The 20,213-nt window shown below is 69.0% G+C and carries 20 protein-coding genes; 7 read left to right on the top strand and 13 right to left on the bottom strand.

Features of this window, described 5'->3' with window-relative positions:
- The first annotated feature begins 5 nt into the window (after positions 1-5).
- The 3 genes from A6I89_RS15805 (at position 6) to A6I89_RS15795 (ending at position 2,372) form a co-directional block, all read left to right on the top strand.
- The gene (locus A6I89_RS15805; RefSeq protein WP_022597799.1) at positions 6-965 is read left to right on the top strand and encodes a helix-turn-helix transcriptional regulator; all 960 of its coding nucleotides are present in this window, start codon (positions 6-8) and stop codon (positions 963-965) included.
- Positions 966-1,081: 116 nt separating this feature from the next.
- Positions 1,082-1,996 (top strand): aminotransferase class IV, encoded by a 915-nt coding sequence (locus A6I89_RS15800; RefSeq protein ID WP_022597797.1) that lies wholly within the window; start codon positions 1,082-1,084, stop codon positions 1,994-1,996.
- 70 nt (positions 1,997-2,066) lie between these two features.
- The gene (locus A6I89_RS15795) at positions 2,067-2,372 is read left to right on the top strand and encodes a chorismate mutase (RefSeq protein WP_005517775.1); all 306 of its coding nucleotides are present in this window, start codon (positions 2,067-2,069) and stop codon (positions 2,370-2,372) included.
- A 61-nt stretch (positions 2,373-2,433) separates the two neighbouring features.
- Here A6I89_RS15795 and A6I89_RS15790 read toward each other — a convergent pair whose 3' ends face one another.
- The gene (locus tag A6I89_RS15790; RefSeq protein ID WP_022597793.1) at positions 2,434-3,213 is read right to left on the bottom strand and encodes a site-2 protease family protein; all 780 of its coding nucleotides are present in this window, start codon (positions 3,211-3,213) and stop codon (positions 2,434-2,436) included.
- 26 nt (positions 3,214-3,239) lie between these two features.
- Positions 3,240-3,914 (bottom strand): hypothetical protein, encoded by a 675-nt coding sequence (locus A6I89_RS15785; RefSeq protein ID WP_005517777.1) that lies wholly within the window; start codon positions 3,912-3,914, stop codon positions 3,240-3,242.
- 285 nt (positions 3,915-4,199) lie between these two features.
- Between A6I89_RS15785 and A6I89_RS15780 the strand changes: the two genes are divergently transcribed.
- Together A6I89_RS15780 and A6I89_RS15775 are read left to right on the top strand one after the other, a co-directional pair.
- Complete coding sequence (locus A6I89_RS15780; RefSeq protein ID WP_005517780.1) at positions 4,200-5,489, top strand: adenylosuccinate synthase; 1,290 nt, start codon at positions 4,200-4,202, stop codon at positions 5,487-5,489.
- Positions 5,490-5,598: 109 nt separating this feature from the next.
- Entirely contained in the window at positions 5,599-6,210 is a 612-nt protein-coding gene (locus tag A6I89_RS15775) for a CG0192-related protein (protein WP_013417133.1), read from the top strand.
- Between the two features lie 13 nt (positions 6,211-6,223).
- Here the strand turns inward: A6I89_RS15775 and A6I89_RS15770 are convergent, their stop codons facing one another.
- The gene (locus A6I89_RS15770) at positions 6,224-7,426 is read right to left on the bottom strand and encodes an NAD(P)/FAD-dependent oxidoreductase (RefSeq protein WP_022597786.1); all 1,203 of its coding nucleotides are present in this window, start codon (positions 7,424-7,426) and stop codon (positions 6,224-6,226) included.
- A 193-nt stretch (positions 7,427-7,619) separates the two neighbouring features.
- Between A6I89_RS15770 and A6I89_RS15765 the strand changes: the two genes are divergently transcribed.
- Entirely contained in the window at positions 7,620-8,984 is a 1,365-nt protein-coding gene (locus tag A6I89_RS15765) for an ammonium transporter (protein ID WP_022597784.1), read from the top strand.
- 136 nt (positions 8,985-9,120) lie between these two features.
- A complete protein-coding gene (locus A6I89_RS15760; RefSeq protein ID WP_013417130.1) occupies positions 9,121-9,663 on the top strand; it encodes a GbsR/MarR family transcriptional regulator in 543 nt (180 codons plus the stop codon).
- Here the strand turns inward: A6I89_RS15760 and A6I89_RS15755 are convergent, their stop codons facing one another.
- From A6I89_RS15755 to A6I89_RS15705, 10 genes are all read right to left on the bottom strand, one after another.
- Positions 9,664-10,695 carry an iron-siderophore ABC transporter substrate-binding protein gene (locus A6I89_RS15755; RefSeq protein ID WP_022597782.1) on the bottom strand — a complete coding sequence of 344 codons (1,032 nt, stop codon included), beginning with the start codon at positions 10,693-10,695 and terminating at the stop codon, positions 9,664-9,666.
- Positions 10,696-10,806: 111 nt separating this feature from the next.
- Positions 10,807-11,454 (bottom strand): helix-turn-helix domain-containing protein, encoded by a 648-nt coding sequence (locus tag A6I89_RS15750; protein WP_005517788.1) that lies wholly within the window; start codon positions 11,452-11,454, stop codon positions 10,807-10,809.
- A gap of 401 nt (positions 11,455-11,855) precedes the next feature.
- Positions 11,856-13,181: an FMN-binding glutamate synthase family protein gene (locus A6I89_RS15745; RefSeq protein WP_022597778.1), complete on the bottom strand. Its 1,326-nt coding sequence runs from the start codon at positions 13,179-13,181 to the stop codon at positions 11,856-11,858.
- 24 nt (positions 13,182-13,205) lie between these two features.
- Complete coding sequence (locus A6I89_RS15740) at positions 13,206-13,904, bottom strand: GltB/FmdC/FwdC-like GXGXG domain-containing protein (protein ID WP_005517790.1); 699 nt, start codon at positions 13,902-13,904, stop codon at positions 13,206-13,208.
- Positions 13,892-14,788 carry a class II glutamine amidotransferase gene (locus tag A6I89_RS15735; protein WP_013417125.1) on the bottom strand — a complete coding sequence of 299 codons (897 nt, stop codon included), beginning with the start codon at positions 14,786-14,788 and terminating at the stop codon, positions 13,892-13,894. The genes A6I89_RS15740 and A6I89_RS15735 overlap by 13 nt, the downstream gene beginning before the upstream one ends.
- Positions 14,789-14,817: 29 nt before the next feature.
- The gene (gene glnT, locus A6I89_RS15730) at positions 14,818-16,182 is read right to left on the bottom strand and encodes a type III glutamate--ammonia ligase (RefSeq protein ID WP_022597775.1); all 1,365 of its coding nucleotides are present in this window, start codon (positions 16,180-16,182) and stop codon (positions 14,818-14,820) included.
- 583 nt (positions 16,183-16,765) lie between these two features.
- On the bottom strand, positions 16,766-17,398 hold the full coding sequence (locus tag A6I89_RS15720; RefSeq protein WP_022597772.1) for an MBL fold metallo-hydrolase: 633 nt from the start codon (positions 17,396-17,398) through the stop codon (positions 16,766-16,768).
- Positions 17,395-18,483: an S-(hydroxymethyl)mycothiol dehydrogenase gene (locus A6I89_RS15715; RefSeq protein ID WP_022597770.1), complete on the bottom strand. Its 1,089-nt coding sequence runs from the start codon at positions 18,481-18,483 to the stop codon at positions 17,395-17,397. The genes A6I89_RS15720 and A6I89_RS15715 overlap by 4 nt, the downstream gene beginning before the upstream one ends.
- Positions 18,484-18,617: 134 nt before the next feature.
- Positions 18,618-19,883, bottom strand: coding sequence for a helix-turn-helix transcriptional regulator (locus A6I89_RS15710; RefSeq protein WP_022597768.1), 1,266 nt, complete (start codon positions 19,881-19,883; stop codon positions 18,618-18,620).
- Entirely contained in the window at positions 19,880-20,173 is a 294-nt protein-coding gene (locus A6I89_RS15705) for a hypothetical protein (protein ID WP_022597766.1), read from the bottom strand. The genes A6I89_RS15710 and A6I89_RS15705 overlap by 4 nt, the downstream gene beginning before the upstream one ends.
- Between the last annotated feature and the right edge of the window lie 40 nt (positions 20,174-20,213).

Raw genomic sequence — 20,213 nt, 5'->3', positions numbered from 1 at the left:
CGGGCATGCGCTCGAGCCGGCTCCTCGACCTGATGCTGCGTCTGCAGGGCAGTCCCGGCGCCACTGCGGCACGGCTGGCGCAGCAGCTCGACGTCTCGGTCCGCACGGTCTACCGCGACGTCGCGGCGCTGCAGGCCGCCGGTGTGCCGGTGTGGACCGAGAGCGGCCCGGGCGGTGGCATCCGCCTGCTCGACGGCTGGCAGTCCAAGCTCAGCGGGATGACCGGGGCGGAGACGTCGGCGCTGATGCTGCTGGGTATCCCCGGGCTCGCCGACGATCTGGGTCTGGCGGACGTCACGGCCCGCGCGGAGTCGAAACTGCTGGGCGCGCTGCCACTTCCGCTGCGGACGGGTGCGTTGCTGTGGCGCGAGCGCCTGCACGTCGACGCGCCGGGCTGGTTCGCGAGGACGTCGGACACGGGCGAGTTGGCGGCTGTCGCAGCGGCGGTGCTCGAGGGCCGACGCCTGCGGATCCGCTATCGCAAGGGCGCGCGGGAGACGTCGCGCACGCTCGACCCGCTCGGCCTGGTCGCCAAGGCCGGCGTCTGGTATCTCGTTGCCCGGCATCGTGATCGCACGCTCTCGTACCGGGTGTCGCGGATCGACGCCGCGCAGATGCTGGACGAACGCGCGCGCCGGCCGGAGTCGTTCGACCTCGCCGCCTGGTGGTCGGCGTCGACCGCGGAGTTCGACCGGGCGTTGCTGCGCTTTCCGTGCCGGGTGCGGCTCTCCCCGTACGCGTGGCGTCGGCTGCCCGCGGTGGTGGGCGAGGAGGCCGCCAAGGTGCCGGCCTCCGATCCGGACGAACAGGGCTGGGTGACGGTCGATCTGAGGCTCGAGGCCGAGGACGTCGCGGCCGACCAGCTGTTCACCCTCGCGCCCGGCGTCGAGGTGCTGGCCCCGGCGACCCTGCGCGCGGCGCTGGCGACCGCGGCCCGGGAGGTGCTGCGACTCAACTCGACGTAGCGTGGGCGCCCGTTCCCGACGGCCGCAGCGGTGTTTGCGCGCCGGGGCACGAGCAGTGGACCCCCACGCCGAAACTCGCTGTCGCGTCCGAGCGCCGTTCCCTACGATCTCGGGGCATGGCTGATCCGCATCCCCACGTGTATTTCGGTGATCGACTCGTCCCGGCCGCCGAGGCCACCCTCGGTGTCGCGACCTCGGCGGTCCTCTACGGGCTCAGTGTCTACACGGTGTTCCCGGTCCACGTGGACGCCGGCGTGCGCTCGGCGTTCCGGTTGCGGGACCACTACCGGCGGCTCGTCGAGTCCTGCCGGATCATCGGCATCGACCGCTTCGCCGACGAGTGGAGCTTCGACCGGTTCGTGGCGGTGGCCGGGGAACTGGTCGCGGCGAACGCGCCCACATCCGACGTCTTCGTCCGCGCCACCGTGCACGTCGACGAGTCGATCCCGGGCACCCGGGTGCGCGGCTGCCGCACCGTCGTGTCGATGTTCGTCTACGACGCGGTGCCGATCGTGCCGCAGGACGGGATGCGGCTCGGGACCAGCACGTGGCGGCGGATCCCCGACTACGCGATCCCGTCGCGGGCCAAGGTCAACGGCGCGTACGTGAACTCGGTGCTGGCCAAGCAGGGCGCGATCGACGCCGGCTACGACGACGCGATCTTCCTCGACGGCGCGGGGCACGTGTGCGAGCTGAGTGCGGCCAACATCTTCCTGGTGCGCGGCGGCACCCTGATCACCCCCGACGTCTCGTGCGACATCCTCGACGGCATCAACCGGCGCTCGGTGCTCACCCTCGCCGCGGAGGAGGGCATCCCCGTCGTGGAACGGGCCGTCGACCTCACCGAGCTCTACATCGCCGACGAGGTGTTCGCGACCGGGACGTCGGCCGGGGTGGCGCCGGTGGTGGAGGTGGACGGGCGGACCGTCGGGGAGGGTGTGCCGGGACCGGTGTGCGAGGTGCTGCGCAAGCGGCACGCGGCGGCGCTGCGCTCGGACGACGGCCGCGGATGGGTGTCCTACCTGCGGTGATGTGCGCCGGGCGAGATCGGGTAGTGAACTACCTACGTGCCTACGCGGACGTGTACCTAGCGTTTACGGCATGACCAGCGCACAGGCAACGAACATGTCGGCCACCCCCTCGGCAGACCGTCGATCGGACGTCGACATCGAGCAGCTTCGCAGCGAGATCGACCGCCTGGACGCACAGATTCTCGCGGCGATTCAGCAGCGCACCGAACTCTCCCGCCTGATCGGTGAGGTACGCATGCTCGGCGGCGGCACCCGCTTGGTGCACACCCGAGAAATGAGGGTGTTGTCGCGTTTCGACGACCTGGGACCGGAGGGCCACACACTCGCGCTGTTGCTCCTCCGGCTCGGGCGGGGGCGTCTGGGTCATGCCATGTGACCGGCCGACCCCGATCAGGAACCGATCGGGGTCGGTGCGGTCGCGTTCGTGACGTGGCGACTCAGCTGCGCCAGAACTGCATGAGGTAGTTGCCGAACATCGCGAAGACGTCGGGTACACCGGACAGTTCGAACAACCAGTAGATCGCGTCGAAGAAGACGGTGTTGATCTGCGGGACGAACAGCAGGGCGATCAGCAGGAGCAACCCGAACGGCTTGACCTTGTCGAGCGAGGCCCGCGTGCTCGGCTGCAGGTGTGGTTCGAGGGCGCCGTAGCCGTCCAGCCCGGGCACCGGCAGCAGATTCAGTACGGTCGCCATCACCTGCAGGAATGCCAGGAAGCTCAGTCCCCACCAGAACACCTGATGGTCGCCGTCGAGGCCGAACAGCCGTATGACCGCCAGCAGCACGATCGCGGCCACCGCGTTCACCGCCGGGCCGGCGAGGCTGACGCGGGTCTGCGTCCGCGGCGGCATCAGTCCGGTCTGCAGGTACACCGCGCCGCCGGGCAGACCTATGCCACCGAGCGCGAGGAACACCACCGGCAGGCCGATCGACAGCAGCGGCTGGGTGTACTTGCGCGGGTCGAGCGTCAGATAGCCGCGCATCACGACGTCGCGGTCGCCGTTCCGCCACGCCACGAAGGCGTGCGCGAACTCGTGCAGGCAGAGAGTGACGACCCAGCCGGCGACGACGAGCAGGAACACCCCGATGCGGCCCGACATCTCGTTGCCGGTCGCCCGCCACGCGAGGACCCCGCCGACGGCGGCGATCGCCACGATGCCCAGGAACACCGGGCTCGGGCGGACGAGGCTGGCGCGGGGACGCGCGTCGGAGTACATGACCCCAGTATCCAGGCGGACGGGGCTCAGGCGGCGCAGACGAGCAGCCAGTCCTGGTCGTGCCGGTAGAACGTCGAACGCTTGACCGCGCGCGGGGTGCGGACGCCGTCGCGGGTGAGCACTGCGGCCGGTGAGCCGAGCTGGACGGCGCGTCCGGTCAGCCACCGGTGGCCACCGAACCAGCGGCGCTTGTCGACGGTGGCACGCAGGCCCGGCAGTTCGGGGGTGGGCACGATCCGCATGCCGGGCACGGTGCCGGAGAACAGGCGCTCGTCGTCGACGTAGGCCTCGCCGACCAGCTCGCCCGCGTGCTCGGAGCCGTAGACGAGGGCCTCGCCGACGAGCGCGATGCCGGCGTCGTCGCGGATCAGCGGCGTGGAACGGGCGACACCGGACACGGCGATCGTCGCGGCCTTGGAGCCGGTGCGCAGTCCGTAGGCGTGGGTGGCGTCGGTTCGTTCCTCGGGCACGTAGGCGAGTTCGACGTGGAGCCGATCGGTCCGCATCAGCCGGGTCAGCGCGGCCGCGAACGCGGCGTCGTCGCCGACGACGATCAGTCGCGGCTTCTCGGACGTCTCGATCTTGGCGAATGCCTCGTCGAAGTCGTCCTTGTCGGGCAGGGCCGGGACGCTCAGGACGTCGAGCGACCGCAGCGCCAGCGGTAGCGGCGCGTTGCCGCACTTGAGCACTACGGGAACCATGACACTCCTTGCTTGTCTCCGACGCGGCGGTTCGGATCGTGGCGTTGCGGAGGGTGGGCGAGCACGACGCGACCACCGCACGCAAGGGCATTTCGATGTCTACCCGAACCGACGCGGCCGCTGCAAACAGTCTGGGTGGTCGGAAGTGGTTTCGGTGCGCGTCGGGACACCTCGGGGGCTGGACGACGGTCGGTCTCGGCTAGACTGTGCGTCCGGCCACTGCCTACAGCACGGCAGGACCATGCAGTCGTACATGGCTGTACGTCGACCGTAGGAGACAGCGAAATGCCGGCAATCGTCCTCATCGGTGCCCAGTGGGGCGACGAGGGTAAGGGCAAAGCTACCGATCTACTGGGCGGACGCCTGCAGTGGGTCGTGCGGTACCAGGGCGGCAACAATGCCGGACACACCGTGGTGCTGCCGAACGGCGACAAGTTCGCGCTGCATCTGATTCCGTCGGGCATCCTCACCCCGGGCGTCACCAACGTGATCGGCAACGGCGTCGTGGTGGACCCGGGTGTGCTGCTGCAGGAGCTGGCGGGCCTCGAGGAGCGCAACGTCGACACCAGCGGGCTGCTGATCAGCGCCGATGCGCACCTGATCATGCCGTACCACGTGGCCATCGACAAGGTCACCGAGCGCTTCCTCGGCGCCAAGAAGATCGGCACCACGGGCCGCGGTATCGGGCCCTGCTACCAGGACAAGATCGCGCGTGTCGGTGTCCGCGTGGCCGACGTCCTGGACGAGAAGATCCTCACCCAGAAGGTCGAGGCCGCCCTGGAGTTCAAGAACCAGGTGCTCGTCAAGATCTACAACCGCAAGGCTCTCGACCCGCATCAGGTGGTCGACGAGGTGCTGACGCAGGCCGCCGGTTTCAAGCACCGGATCGCCGACACCCGCCTGCAGCTCAACCTGGCGCTCGAGCGCGGCGAGACCGTGCTGCTCGAGGGCTCGCAGGGCACGCTGCTCGACGTCGACCACGGCACCTACCCGTACGTGACGTCGTCGAACCCGACGTCGGGCGGCGCGTCGGTCGGTTCGGGCATCGGCCCCACCAAGATCGAGACGGTGCTCGGCATCCTCAAGGCGTACACGACGCGTGTCGGCTCGGGACCGTTCCCGACGGAGCTGTTCGACAACCACGGCGAGTACCTGGCCAAGCAGGGCGGCGAGGTGGGCGTCACCACCGGCCGCGCCCGCCGCACCGGCTGGTTCGACGCCGTGATCGCCCGCTACGCGACCCGCGTCAACGGCATCACCGACTACTTCCTCACCAAGCTCGACGTGCTGTCGAGCCTGGACACCATCCCGATCTGCGTCGGCTACGACGTGGACGGCGTGCGCGTCGACGAGATGCCGATGACGCAGACCGACGTCCACCACGCGAAGCCGATCTACGAGGAGATGCCGGGCTGGTGGGAGGACATCTCGCACTGCCGCACCTTCGAGGAGCTGCCGGTCAACGCGCAGAACTACGTGCTGCGGCTCGAGGAGCTGTCGGGCGCGCGGATCTCGTGCATCGGCGTCGGCCCGGGCCGCGACGAGACCATCGTCCGCCACGACATCCTGGCCTGACCTCACCCGCTCGTGTGTGACCGAATGTCACATGCGTTCAGTTCGACTGAACGCATGTGACATTCGGCGTTTCGGGATGCGGAGGCGCACGCCGGTTACCATCGGGGACATGGCCCTCCTCTACGCGGCACAGCTGTCACCCACCAAGCCGGAGCTGATCGCGGCCTGGCTCCCGTCGTCCCCGTACTACGACGGTGCGTCGCCGGCGATCGAGCCGATCGGCGCGTACCGGTTCGACGATCCGGACGGCGAGGTCGGCATCGAGGTGCATCTGGTGCGCGACGCCGACGGCACGCTCTGGCAGGTGCCGTTGACGTACCGCGCGGCGCCGCTGCCCGGCGCCCGCCCGGCCGGGGAGATGGAGCACTCGGTGCTCGGCCGCCGGTACGTCTACGACGCGACCACCGACCCGGTGTTCGTGCAGCAACTGCTCGATGCCGTCCACGGCGGCCGACACGAGGCGGACCAGTTCGTGCACGTCGACGACGCCGAGCCCCGGAAGATCGACAATTCCGCGCACGCGTGGGGGACGGGCGTCGCAGATGCCCCGGTCCCCGTCGTGTCCGACGTGCGGGTCTCCGCGGACGGCACCGACACCGTGATCGAGGCGGGTGGGACCACCGTGGTCGTGCACCATCGGCCGGTCGGCGGCGAGCCCACCGGGCCCGCGCTGCTGGGCGAATGGGACGGTGGCCGAGGCGTTCTCGCGACGCTGCGTTGATTCGTCCGAGAGGTCAGCGCATCTCGCCGGCCCCGGCGTACGGGTGCAGGCTCGCGAGTGGTTTGCCCTCGTCGAAGCGGCTGTAGCGGAAGTCGTTCCCGTCGACGGCGGGGTCGCTGCTGATCCCGTCGAGCAGTAGATCGGCCGCCAGACGCCCCACGGCCGGCGAGATCTTGAAGCCGTGGCCGCTGAAGCCGACGGCCAGGAACAGGCCCGCGGCGGGCGAGGGCCCGATGATCGGGTTGTAGTCGGGAGTGATGTCGTAACAGCCCGCGTACGACGACGCGAGTCGCGGATCCGGCATGTCGGGCAGGATGCGGTCGAGTCTGCCGATCGCGGTCTCGACGAAGTCCTCGGTAGCGCGGTTGGGATAGGCGTCCGGATCGGCGATCTCGGGATTCGAGTGATCGCTGTTGCCGACCAGTAGGTGACCGTTGGGTTCGCGTCGAATGTACTGCAAGTTCACCAGATCCGAGAATGTCGGGACGTCGGGGGTGGGCGCACCCTGATCCACCAGCACCAGTTGCTCGCGCTGGGCCCGGATGGGCAGGTGGACGCCCGCGGTTGCGGCGAGGGCAGGACTCCACACCCCGGTCGCGAGTACGACGGTATCGCACAGAATCTCGGTTCCGTCGGCGCACAGGACGCCGCGGACGGCTCCGAAGTCGTCGGAGATCAGGCGAACAACGTTGGTGGACTGACGAATCCGTACGCCGAGTGCGCGGGCCCGGGCACCGTACGCCATACCGGTCATGTAGGCGTCGCCGTGACCGCCGAGCGGCTCGTAGGCGAAGCCCGCGAAGTCGTCGAGGTGGATTCCGGGCCACAGCGCGCGGACCGCGTCGGCGTCGACCAGGTCGACGGGAACGCCGAGCGTGCGGTGCATCTCGATGTTGGCGCGCAGGGGTTCGACGTTGTTCTCACCCACGCCGACGACGTATCCGGTCTGTCGGAATCCGATGTCGGTGCCGAAGATCTCGTCGGCCCGGCCGAACACCTCGACGCCGTACCACGCCATCGCGGCCAACGACGGAACGCCGTAGTGGCAGCGCACGATTCCGCTGGACTTGCCCGTCATGCCCCCGCACAGGGTGTCCCGCTCGAGGACGAGCACGTCGGTCTCGCCGCGGTCGGCGAGTTGCCACGCGATGGCCAGGCCCTCGAGCCCGCCTCCGACGATCACGATCCGTGCGCGCTCCGTCGCCTTTTCTGTCATCTCAGACCTCCAGTCGCAGGGTTTCTTGATGAGAGACAGTGTTGCATGAAATGAAACAATGGCAACCCGCAGATCCTGTGCGGACCCCGTTACGCACTGTTCACCGCAGCTACTTGCAGGCCTTACAGCCGCCGTTCACTCTCGGGTGACCTCGATTCCCCGTGTAAGACGGGCCGACGCAAGGTGGGCAGATATGGAACAGGCTCTCGCGGCCGCCGACACCGCATGGTTATTGGCGGCATTCACGTTCGTGGCGTTGATGATCCCGGGTCTCGCGCTGTTCTACGGCGGCATGGTCAGCATCCGCAACTCCCTCAACATGATGATGATGACGTTCGGATCGTTCGCCGTCGTCGGTGTGCTGTGGGTGCTGTTCGGCTACTCGACGGTTCTCGGTAACTCGTTGGGCGGCTTGGGTATTCTCGGCGACCCGCTCGAGTTCGTCGGACTCGGGCAACTGCTCGAGCCGTCCGCGGAGCCCGGCCTGCCGCCGGCGCTGGTGGCGGGATTCCAGATGTTGTTCGCGGCCATCACGGTCGCGCTCATCTCGGGTGCGCTGGCCGACCGCATCAAGTTCGGGGCGTGGATGCTCTTCGCCGGCCTGTGGGTCACGCTCGTGTACTTCCCCGTGGCCCACTGGGTGTTCGCGTTCGACTCCGACGACGGCAGCGTGGTCGGCGGCTGGATCGCGAACAAGTTGGGAGCCATCGACTTCGCGGGCGGCACCGCCGTCCACATCAACGCCGGTATCGCCGCGTTGGCGATGGTCCTGGTGCTCGGCAAGCGGCACGCGTTCCCGAACATGCCTCGGCCGCACAACCTTCCTCTGACGCTGCTGGGTGCGGGCATCCTGCTGTTCGGCTGGTTCGGCTTCAACGGCGGCTCCGCGCTCGCCGCCGACAATGCCGCGTCCGTCGTCGTGCTCAACACCGTGGCCGCTGCGTGCGCCGGCATCTGCGGGTGGCTGCTGGTGGAGCGAGTGCGGGAGGGACGCCCGACCTCGCTCGGCGCGGCGTCCGGACTCATCGCCGCGTTGGTCGCGATCACGCCGGCGTGTGGTGCGGTGTCGCCGATCGGTGCGCTCGTCATCGGCGCCGCCGCGGGTGCGCTGTGCTGCTTCGCGGTGTCGCTCAAGTTCCGTCTCGGCTACGACGACGCCCTGGACGTAGTCGGCATCCACCTGGTCGGCGGCATCCTGGGCACGCTGCTGATCGGCCTGCTCGCGACGGAGGACGCCCCCAACGGTGTCGCGGGTCTGTTCTACGGCGGCGGCCTGGGGCTGCTGGGCAAGCAGGCGCTCGCGGTCGTCGTGGTGCTGGCCTACTCGTTCACGGTCACCTGGCTCATCGCGAAGGCAATCCAGGTCACCATCGGTCTGCGGGTACGCCCGGAGGACGAGCACGAGGGTCTCGACGTCACCGAGCACGGCGAGACCGCGTACGTGACCGAGACGATGGCCGTCACGGTGACAGGTTCGGGGCCGGTGGATCCGGTTGCCGTCGCGGACGCCGCCGAGGCGCTCGCGACGCGCGTCGCGACCACCGAGCAGCGCACGTAGATTCTCGAACGGTCCACGCGGCCGCTGTTCGTCATCCGACGGGCTGCGGCCGCGTCGCCGTGTCGCGTCGCCCGCTCTGCCGTCGGCATAATGTTCGTCGGCAAGAGTTTCGGGAGACGGGATTTCGAGGCGGTACATGAGCGAGCGCACGAACACCGACGGCGGCGGCCCCGCGACCGGTGCGGACTTCTCGCGCTGGTTCGTCGAGCGGTTCGCCGACTACTGGCAGTCGGCGGGCGCTTCGCGCATCGAGGGACGGATCGCCGGGTACCTGCTCATCGACGACACTCCCGGCGTGACGGCCGAGGAACTGGCCACCGAACTGGGTGCGAGCCGCGGTTCGGTGTCGACGTACGTGCGCCGGTTGATCGACCGCGGATTCGTCAAGCTGGTCCGGAAACCACGCGACCGAACCCACTACTACGCAATGGATTCGGATGTGTGGGGTGGCTTTCTCGAGAACGAGCACGCGTATCTGGAGAATCAGCGGCGGCTGGCGGCCGAGGCGCTCGCGCACACCGATCCCGACGGGCCCGCGTACGAGCGGGTGCTGAACATGCGCGACTACATGGGCTGGATCATCGACAACCGGATGCTCCGCAGCGAGTGGAACCGCTTCAAGGCCGAACGCGACGGGCAGGCGCGCGCCGGCGGAGCATCCGGCGGAGACGACGAGTGATCAGTTGCCGAGCTGGGCGACAGCCTCGTCGATCATCGGGACGTAGCGCTCGAGCGACCACGGCACGGTCAGCGGATTGATCATCGAGGACCCGGTGACGAACGACTGATCCTCGGGCGCCACCACCGAGCCGCGTGCGATTGCGGGAATCTGACGGTAGACGGGCTGAGCCTCGATCTCCGCGCGGTTCGCGTCGTCGGAGTAGAACGTGAACAGCAGGTCGGAGTCCTTCAGCAGGTGCGCGTTCTCCAGACCGATCAGCGCGGAGTCGGTGCCCTCGGTCTCGTGCAGGGTGTTCACGATCGGGTCGACCTGCAATCCGAGGCCGCGCACCATCGCTACGCGCTGCTCGTCCGGGAAGAACACGCCCAGTGTGCCGGGGCCGGTGTTGTAGACGAACGAGAACGACACGTCCGCGTACTCGGGGTGTGCCGCCGTGGCATCGGCGAACTGCGCCTTGATCTTCGCGATCTCCTGATCGGCCTCGGGGGCCTTGCCCATCGCCTTCCCGATCACCCTGATCTGGTCCTCCCATGTGGTCGTCCACGCCTTCTCGGCGTACGCGACGGTGGGGGCCAGGGCACTCAGGGCGTCGTACTGCTGCTGGGTGACACCCGACCACGGTGCCAGGATGAGGTCCGGGTCGAGCTTTGCGACGGCCTCGATGTCGATCTCGCTGCCGCCGGTGAACTGCACGGGCAATTGCGCGCCTCGGTCGGTGATCGCGTCGTGGATCCACGGCAGGTATCCGGTCTCGTCGCTGCCCCATTCGTAGGCCTCGATGCCCACCGGCACGGTGCCGAGGGCGATCGCGGTCTCCGCGGAGCCCTGGCCCAGCGTGACGATGCGTTCGGGTTCGGCGGTGATGACGGCCGTGCCGAGGGCGTGCTCGATCGTCACGGTTTCGAAGTCGCTGTCGGCGGACTCCGTGGAGGGTTCGCTCGAACCGCAGCCGGCGACGACGAGAGCCGCGGCTACCAGGCCGGACAGCAGGACGGACCGGCGAGCGGTTCGTGATCGAGCAGATCTCATGGAGGGGCCTTTCCACACGGCGACGATGCGCGGTGAGCATAGGCTTACCTTCTATGAAATTTCAACTCAAATGAAAGTTCGGGTTGCGTCCGTGGATCCGGAGGCAACCCCTCACTCCTGATGGTTGTCCGGATAGGCGGTCACCGCAAGGAAGCGGATCGGCAACTGCACCAGATCGTTGGGCCCGTGCAGGCCCTCACCGTCGAGAAGCAGCGAGTCTCCGGGCTTCAGTCGGTACTCGCTCTCGCCGTGGCCGTAGACCATCTCGCCCTCGAGCATGTAGATCAGCTCGGTGCCCGGATGCTGGAAGAGCGGGAACACCTCACTCGCGTCGGTGAGGGTGACGAGCACCGGTTCGAGCCGCTTGTGCTGTCCCCGCAGCGCGCCGAGCAGCTCGTAGTGGTGGCCGACGCGGGTGCCGCGTCCGACGATCACCGCGCCGCTGCCGGCCTCGACGAACACGGCGTCGCGCGTGGAATCGGCACCGCGGAACAGTGACGTCACCGGCACGTCGAGGCCGGCAGCGAGGCGCGCGAGGGTGGACAGGCTGCACGACGTCTGCGCGTTCTCGATCTTGGACAGCATCGCCTTGGAGATGCCGACCTTCGCGGCCATGTCGCCCACCGAGAGTCCGCTCGCCAGGCGGAGTTTGCGGACCTGGGTCGCGATGACGCGCTCGAGGTCGACGCCGGTGGGGGTGTCGGCGGGCACTTCGCGTTGCGCGGTGTCGTGGTGGACGGGGCGCTTGGACGGGCTCATTGCCTCACAGTAGCGTTCGGTCCACTGGCAGTGGACCCGACCCGGAGGGTGGGGGCTCCCGGGCGTGTCCCCGGCCGCCGCTCGGGCTTCGGCATCGCTCTCACCTGGGCCTGCGTGGAACACGAAAGTTTTTGTGGAGATGGGGGGTTTAGATCTTCACCGCCTCCGGGTACAAGATCGATGTGCCCCTTCGTGGGGTACATGCATTGAACACCACACAGATTGGAGAAAACATGTCGGCCGAACTCGATGGCTTCCTCGGCATCATCAACAAGCTGCTGGCGTTCCTCGGATCGTCGGGTGAGGGGCAGACCCCGCCCACGGACCCGCAGGCCTGACCGGCCGCCGGGTACGAAGGCCGGGTCCCCGCGACGCGGGGCCCGGCCTCGCCCTGTCCCGCATCAGATTCGGCCGGGAATCCAGTTCGTGCCCGCGAGCGGCACCTGCGCCATCGCCGACGCCTCGACGGTGAGTGCGACGAGGTCCTGTGGTTCGAGGTTGCGCAGGTGGGACTTGCCGCACGCGCGGGCGAGGGTCTGTGCCTCCATCGTCAGCACGCGCAGGTAGTTCGCGAGGCGGCGTCCGCCGTCGACCGGGTCGAGGTTCTTCTGCAGTTCCGGATCCTGTGTCGTGATGCCTGCGGGGTCGAGTCCGGCCTGGAAATCGTCGTAGAAGCCGGCCGCCGAGCCGAGCGCCTCGTACTGCTGCTGGAAGCGGGGATGGTTGTCGCCCAACGCGATCAGCGCTGCGGTGCCGATCGCGACGGCATCCGCGCCCAGAGCCATGGCCTTCGCGACGTCGGCGCCCGAGCGGATGCCGCCCGACACGACGAGTTGCACCCCGCCCGGTGTCCGGTGCACACCCAACTCCTGCAGCGCCTGCGCGGCCTGCGGGATCGCGGCGAGCGTGGGGATGCCCACGTGCTCGATGAACACGTCCTGCGTCGCGGCGGTGCCTCCCTGCATGCCGTCGACGACGATCACGTCGGCTCCGGCCTTCACGGCGAGCTTGACGTCGTAGTACGTGCGGGTGGCGCCCACCTTCACGTAGATCGGCTTCTCCCACCCGGTGATCTCCCGCAGTTCGATGATCTTGATGGCGAGGTCGTCCGGGCCGGTCCAGTCCGGGTGTCGGCACGCGCTGCGCTGGTCGACGCCCACGGGCAACGTGCGCATCCCGGCGACACGGTCGGTGATCTTCTGGCCCAGCAGCATTCCGCCACCGCCGGGCTTGGCGCCCTGGCCCAGCACGATCTCGATCGCATCGGCCTTGCGCAGGTCGTCGGGGTTCATGCCGTACCGCGACGGCAGATACTGGTAGACGAGGTGCTTGGACTGCCCGCGCTCCTCGGTCGTCATGCCGCCGTCCCCGGTCGTGGTGGAGGTGCCCACCTCGCTCGCGCCGCGGCCCAGGGCCTCCTTCGCCCGACCGGACAGCGCGCCGAAGCTCATGCCCGCGATGGTGATCGGAATATCGAGGTGCAGTGGGTACTTCGCGTGGCGGTCACCGAGCACGACGTCGGTGTCACAACGCTCGCGATAACCCTCGAGTGGGTAGCGGGACATCGATGCGCCCAGGAACAACAGGTCGTCGAAGTGTGGGAGCTTTCGTTTGGCGCCCCATCCTCGGATGTCGTAGATGCCGGTCTCGGCGGCGCGCTGGATCTCGTGGATGACGTCGCGGTCGAACGTCGCGGATTCGCGCAGCCCGGGGGTGTGCGTGGTCATGGGGCCTCCTGGAAATGGCGCGCGTCAGTAGGACGAGGTGTTGTCGACGTGGAAGTTGTAGAGCCTGCGGGCCGAGCCGTAACGGGTGAACTCGGTGGGGTCGGCGTCGAAACCCGCGGCGTCGAGCAGTTCCCGAAGTTCGGCCCGGTGTTCGTCGCGCATCTCCTTCACGATGCAGTCGGCCCCGAGGGAGGCAACGGTTCCGCGCACGTAGATACGGGTCTCGTACAGCGAATCACCCAGCGCCTCACCGGCGTCGCCGAGCACGACGAGCCGTCCGGCCTGGCCCATGAACGCGCTCATGTGGCCGATGCTGCCGCCGACGACGATGTCGACGCCCTTCATCGAGATGCCGCAGCGCGCTGCGGCATTGCCCTCGATCACGAGCAGGCCGCCGTGCGCGGTCGCGCCCGCCGACTGCGATGCGTCGCCGGTGACGCGGACGGTGCCCGACATCATGTTCTCGGCCACGCCGACACCGGCATTGCCGTCGATCGTCACGGTCGCACGCTGGTTCATGCCGGCCGCGTAGTAGCCGACGTGCCCGTCGATGCGTACGTCGATCGGGGCGTCCAGGCCGCACGCGAGGGCATGCGCACCGGCCGGTTCCACCACCGTCACCGTTGCCGGCGCCGCGGTGGACTGCAGTGCGGCGTTGAGCCCGCGGGTCCCGACGTCGGAGACGTCGTACGTGGTGGTCGGGGTGGCGGTCAGCGGTGCCATACGTAAACCTCTTCCGGTTCGGGTTCGAAGATGCGGGCGCTCTCGATGCCGGGCAGGCCGGCCAGCGCGCGGTACTCGGACGCCATCGCGACGTAGCCGGTGTGCTCGGCGATGATCGCGGGCTTGCACGCGATGGGGTCGCGCACCACCGCGAACGAGTCCCGCGTGGACACGAGCAGCGTGTAGAAGCCGTCGAACCGCTCGCCGAGCAGACGCAGGGCCTTCTCCAGGTCGACACCCTCCGCGAGCTGCTTCGCGACGAAGCGTGCGCCCACCTCGGTGTCGTTCTCACTGTCGAACGCGACGCCCTCGGCCTCGAGTTCACGTTTGACGCTCAGGTGATTCGAGAACGATCCGTTGTGCACCAGACACTGGTCCGGTCCGACGGCGAACGGATGCGAACCCGCTGCGGTGACGGCGGATTCGGTGGCCATGCGCGTGTGCGCGACGCCCTGCCGGCCCGACGCGGCGGGCAGCCCGAATCGGTGTGCGAGGTCCACCGGGTCGCCCATGCCCTTGAGTACCGTGACGTCGTCGCCGAATCCGATGAGGATCGCACCGGGCGCTTCGCCGAGTGCGGCGTCGGCGAGCGCCGACGCCGGAACAGGTGCGTGCAGCAACGTGTTCGGGCCGATGTCGACGCCGGTGACGACGACGCCCAGTGTGCTCCCGACTGCGGCGGCCAACGACTGCGCGGTGGCGTCGGCGCCGAGCAGCGACACCGTCGCGTGCCCGGCCGGTGACCAGACCGGGTCGCCGTAGATGGCCATCCCCGCAGAGTCCGGTCCGCGGTCGACCATCTGGCCGAGCATCCCGGTGAGTAGTTCACCGAGCCGCGGATACAGTGAGGGCTCCCGGAGATGAAGCCCGACGATTCCGCACATGTGTTGTCTCCCTTTGTTCGCGGTGGCGGTCAGAATGCGGTGAGGTAGCTGTCGACCTCCCACGGTGTGACCGTGCTGTGCCATTCGAAGAACTCGTCCCGCTTGAGGGCGGTGAAGTAGTCGGCCACGCCGGGACCCGCGGCGTCGAGGGCGCCGGTGACCACGGCGTCCTTCCCGAGCGCATCCATCGCGTGCAGCAGGGTCATCGGCAGGTCGTCGGGGCAGATGCCACCGCCGGGTTCGCCGGGGTCGGTGCCGCGGCGGATGCCGTCCAGCCCGGCCGCGACGGTCACCGCCGACGCGAGATACGGGTTGGCGGAACCGTCGCCGCCGCGCAACTCGACGCGGCTGGCGTCCGGCACCCGCAGGTAGTGGGTGCGGTCGTTGCCGCCGTACGTCGGCCTTCGCGGCGACCACGTCGCACCGCTGCTCGTCGAGGTGGCCCCGGTTCGTTTGTAGGAGTTGACCGTCGGGGCGAGCACACCCTGCAATCCGCCGGCATGCTCGAGGATGCCGCCGATGAACGCGTAAGCGGTGGGCGAGAGACCCAGTCCGCGCGGGTCCGTGTGGTCGGGGAAGACCGGTGCGCCGTCTCGCCACAGCGACAGGTGCATGTGCATGCCGCTGCCGGTCCGGTCGGCGAAGGGCTTGGGCATGAACGTCGCCGTCATACCGCGCTGTTCGGCGAGTACGGAGATGAGATAGCGCAACGTGACGACGCGGTCGGCGGTGGTGAGGGCGTCGGCGTACTGGAAGTTCTGCTCGAACTGACCGTTGCCGTCCTCGTGGTCGTTGGCGTAGTTGCCCCAACCCAACTGGTTCATCGCGGCCGAGATCGCGGTGAGGTGCTCGTACATGCGGGTGACGTCGCGAGCGTCGTAGCAGGGGCGCCGGGAGGTGTCGAGGGCATCGGCGGTGCGCAAACCACCGTCCCCGTCGCGGTCGACGAGGAAGTACTCGATCTCGGTGCCGACGTTGACCTCGAGGCCGAGGTCGCCGGCCTGTCCCAGCACCTTCTTCAGGATCACGCGCGGGGCGAAGGGCCACGGCTCGCCCTGCACGTGCGGGTCGCAGTGCACCAGCGCGAGGCCGGGGCGCACGAACGGGATCGGGGTGAACGACGCGGCGTCGGGGACGGCGACGAGATCGGGATCCGCGGGCACCTGACCCATCGCTCCGGCGGCGTAGCCGGCGAAGCCGACGCCGTCCTCCTGCAGTTCCTCCACCGCCTCGACGGGCACCAGCTTGGCGCACGGCTTGCCGGCCAGGTTGGTGAACACCGCCAGGACGAAACGGGTGTCGGTGGTCCGGGCGAGGGTCGCGAGATCCGGGCGATCCGGCGCGCCGGCCTCGGGTAGGCACATCACGGTCAGATCTGCGGGGTCGAGCGCCATGTGAACTCCTCGGTGGTCCGACTGTGTTTCATTGAGTGAATCACTGTTGCATGTCATGAAACATAGCGTCCGTGACGGATGCGTTACGGGCGGGTGAGAATGTGGTGACGCCTTCCGGCGGGGTGAGTCCGCTCGCGAACGTCCTGGGAATTGCTGGGCACGAGGAGGATTCGGTCACAAGGTTCAAGTGCTCGTGTAATCGTCGGAGATGCGATCAACTTCCCGACCGGGTCGCGGATCCGCTGCAGGACCCCCGATCGAACGCTGCGTTCCACGTCGGCCTGCGGTCGTTCGCGGCGCCGCCGAACCGCGGGCGCGGGCGCTGGTTGCAGGGCGGTCAGGGCGCAGGGTCAGCTGGTTACTCATGTCGCCGGGCTGGACGGCGGGTGTGGAGGCGGTGCTCTCGCGTGAACTCGTCGCCGCCCGCGTCGGCTGGCGACTCGCCCTCGTCGGGGACGCGGTGACGGTGCTGCAGGCGCAGGCGTTCGCCGTGGAGGCGGGAGCGCTGGCGCACGTGCAAGCTGAAGGGTCCCTTCATACGCTGCGAGCGCATGAAGGGACCCTTCAGCTGTCGGGGGGGCGGTCAGTGACCGCGGGCGATCCACTCCTCGAGGTGCGGTGCCTCGGTGCCCAGGGCGGTGTCGTCGCCGTGACCGGTGTGGACGCGGGTTTCCGCGGGTAGTGCGAACAGCTTGTCGCGGATCGAGCCGATGATCGTCGGGAAGTCCGAGAACGAGCGTCCGGTGGCGCCGGGTCCACCCGAGAACAGGGTGTCGCCGGAGAACAGCTCTCCCGCCTCCGGCAGGTACAGGCACGTCGAGCCGGGGGAGTGGCCCGGGGTGTGGATGGCCTGGATATCCGTGCCCGCCACCGCGATCCGCTGACCGTCCTCGAGCGCGAGGTGGCGGACACCCGGATGGGTCATCTGCCACAGCACGTCGTCGGCCGGGTTCAGGTAGATCGGCGCATCGAGCTTCTTGGACAGCTCCGGGGCGACGGTGACGTGGTCGTTGTGCCCGTGCGTGCACACGATGCCGACCACCTTGCGGCCGCCGACGGCGTCGATGATCGGCTGCGCGGTGTGCGCGGCGTCGATCACCAGTACCTCGTCGTCGTCGCCGACGAGCCAGATGTTGTTGTCGACGTCCCAGCTGCCGCCGTCGAGCTCGAACGTGCCCGCCGTGACGACGCGGTCGACCCTGAGGACCCCGCTCACAGGACCACCACCGAGCGCAGCACCTCGCCGCGGTGCATGGTCTCGAAGGCCTGCTCGACGTCCTCGAGCTTGATCCGCTCGGTCACGAACTTCTCGAGCGGCAGCCGACCCTGCTGGTACAGGTCGACGAGCATCGGGAAGTCGCGCTCGGGCAGGCAGTCGCCGTACCACGACGACTTGAGCGAGCCGCCGCGCGAGAAGAAGTCGACCAGCGGCATCTCGAGGGTCATGTCCGGGGTGGGGACGCCCACGAGGACGACGGTGCCGGCCAGGTCGCGGGCGTAGAACGCCTGCTTCCAGGTTTCCGGGCGGCCCACCGCGTCGATCACGACGTCGGTGCCGAAGCCGTCGGTGAGGTCCTGGATCGCCTCGACCACGTCGTCGACCTTCGACGCGTCGATGGTGTGGGTGGCGCCGAGCTCGACGGCCCACTCGAGTTTCTTCGGGTCCCGATCGATCGCGACGATCTTGTTGGCGCCGGCCAGGCGCGAGCCCATGACGGCGGCGTCACCGACGCCGCCGCAGCCGATGACCGCGACGGAGTCGCCGCGGGTGACGTTGCCGGTGTTCATCGCGGCACCCATGCCGGCCATGACGCCGCAGCCGAGCAGTCCGACGACCGCCGGATCGGCGGTGGGGTCGACCTTGGTGCACTGGCCGGCCGCGACGAGGGTCTTGTCGGCGAACGCGCCGATGCCCAGTGCCGGGGTCAGTTCGGTGCCGTCCTCGAGCGTCATTTTCTGCTTCGCGTTGTGGGTGTCGAAGCAGTACTGCGGACGACCACGCTTGCAGGCGCGACACTTTCCGCACACCGCGCGCCAGTTGAGGACGACGAAATCGCCGACCTCGACGGTGTCGACGCCCTCACCGACGGCCTCGACGATGCCCGCGGCCTCGTGCCCCAGGAGGAACGGGAACTCGTCGTTGATGCCGCCGTCACGGTAGGTCAGGTCGGTGTGGCAGACGCCGCACGCCGCGATCGCGACGACGGCCTCGCCCGGCCCGGGGTCGGGGATGTTGATGGTCACCAGTTCGACGGGGGCGTCCTTCGAGCGGGCGATGACGCCCCGTACCTGCTGCGGCATGGTTTCTCCACTCCAATTCGGTCGACGTGAACGCGCGGGCACACCCATGCTGGCGTGCGCATCCGACTACGAGGCTAGTCACCGGCGGGCGGTACCGGGACTGGTCGATCGGGGAGGTGGACCTGGCCGAACGGTCAGGGGACGGGCCGGATGCCGGCCTCGCCGGCCAGGGCGGCCGCCTCGGCGCGCGTGGCGACGTCGAGTTTGCGCAGAACACCGGCGACGTGGAACTTCACGGTGCTCTCGCTGACCCCGAGGCGTTCGGCGATGGCCCGGTTGCGCCGGCCGGCGACCAGATGCCCGAGCACCTCGAGTTCTCGCGGGCCCAGGTCGGTGAGGGCGTGGTGCGTCGGAGGCGCGGTGGTCCGGGTGCGCAGCGGCAGGGTCGCGACGACCCGTGAACCCCAGCCCGACGTCGACTCGGTCGTCAGTGTGCCGTCGAGGGTCTCCACCCGCGGACGGAGTTGACGCTCGAGGTCCGTGGTGTCGGCCAGTCCGCGCCCGTCGTCGCGGATGTCCACCACCAGTTCGGATTCCGAGCAGGTCCAGGCCACACGGATCCGGCTGAGTCCGGTCTGCGTGGACAGCGACAGGACGGCGCCCCGCACCACCGCGCGGGCGCCGTGCGCCACCTCGCCGGGCACGGCGCGGCCGTCGACCGCGGGCTCGACGAGATCCAGTTCGAGGTCCCGGTGCCGGAGCAGTCCGCGGAGTTCGCCGCGCAGACGGGCGAAGGCGGTGACGACGGATTCCTCGGCCAACTCGCGATGCGTGTCGACCGTCGTCCGCAACCGGATGAGCGCGCCCGACGCCGCCTCCCGTGCCGCGGCCCGGGCCCGGGTGTCGTCGAGGTCGCCGGACCGCAGCGTCGCCAGCAGCGTCTCGAGCGTCGTGGCATGCACCTCGGTGAGTTCGGCGACGGTGCGGGCGCGTTCGGCCGAAGCGGCGCGGGATTCCGCGAGATACGCGGGGCTCGCGCCCTGCACCTGCAACTGGATGCCGGTGGCGACGATGCCGAACATCGACCGGACGGACTCGAGCGGTGCGGTCCGTGACAGCGTGCCCGACGGGACGATCACGAGCAGGGTGTCGGTGCGGTCGAGGATCGCGTACACCTCGCGCGGACGTCCCGCGATCTCGGCGCGACCGCGGAACGTCCGGCCGTGATCGAGATCTGCTCGCAGGGAATCCAATTCGGCGATCGTCACCCGGTCGACGATCGCGGGATCGCCGGCGACCTTGCGGGGACGGCCCGTGCATTCGCGAGTGAAGATCACCAGCGCGGTGTGCGGCACGGCGTCGGCCAGCACGGCCGAGAACCGGCGTCCGATGTCGGAGAGGCGGCCGACCAGGACGTCACGCAGACCGTCCAGTACCGCGTCCGTTCCGGTCTCGCTCACGTCGCCACGATATCGCTCCCGGTGTCCGCCGGATCCTGGGGCGCACGGTCCGAGCCCGAGCAGTCCAGTGCGCGGTTGCTGGACTGCTCGGCCCCCGGTCGGGCCGAATCCGCCTCGGCGCGCCGCTCCGCTGTGGCCGGGGAGGCGCCGTCGTCGAAGATTCCCGCCAAAGGTGCTGCAGGCCGGAATTGTTCGAGGTGAAACGGCGATCCCTGCCGTTCCTTCGGCATGTAGCGGTAGACGAAAGCGGCGAGAGCGGCGATGGCAAGGAAGGTGATCAGGGTGCTCATGTCGACCAGTCTGGGAAACGATTGGCTTTGAAATGAAGGG

This window comes from Prescottella equi, assembly GCF_002094305.1.
GTDB classification, from domain to species: domain Bacteria; phylum Actinomycetota; class Actinomycetes; order Mycobacteriales; family Mycobacteriaceae; genus Prescottella; species Prescottella equi.
This window is presented reverse-complemented; position numbering and strand designations above follow the sequence as displayed.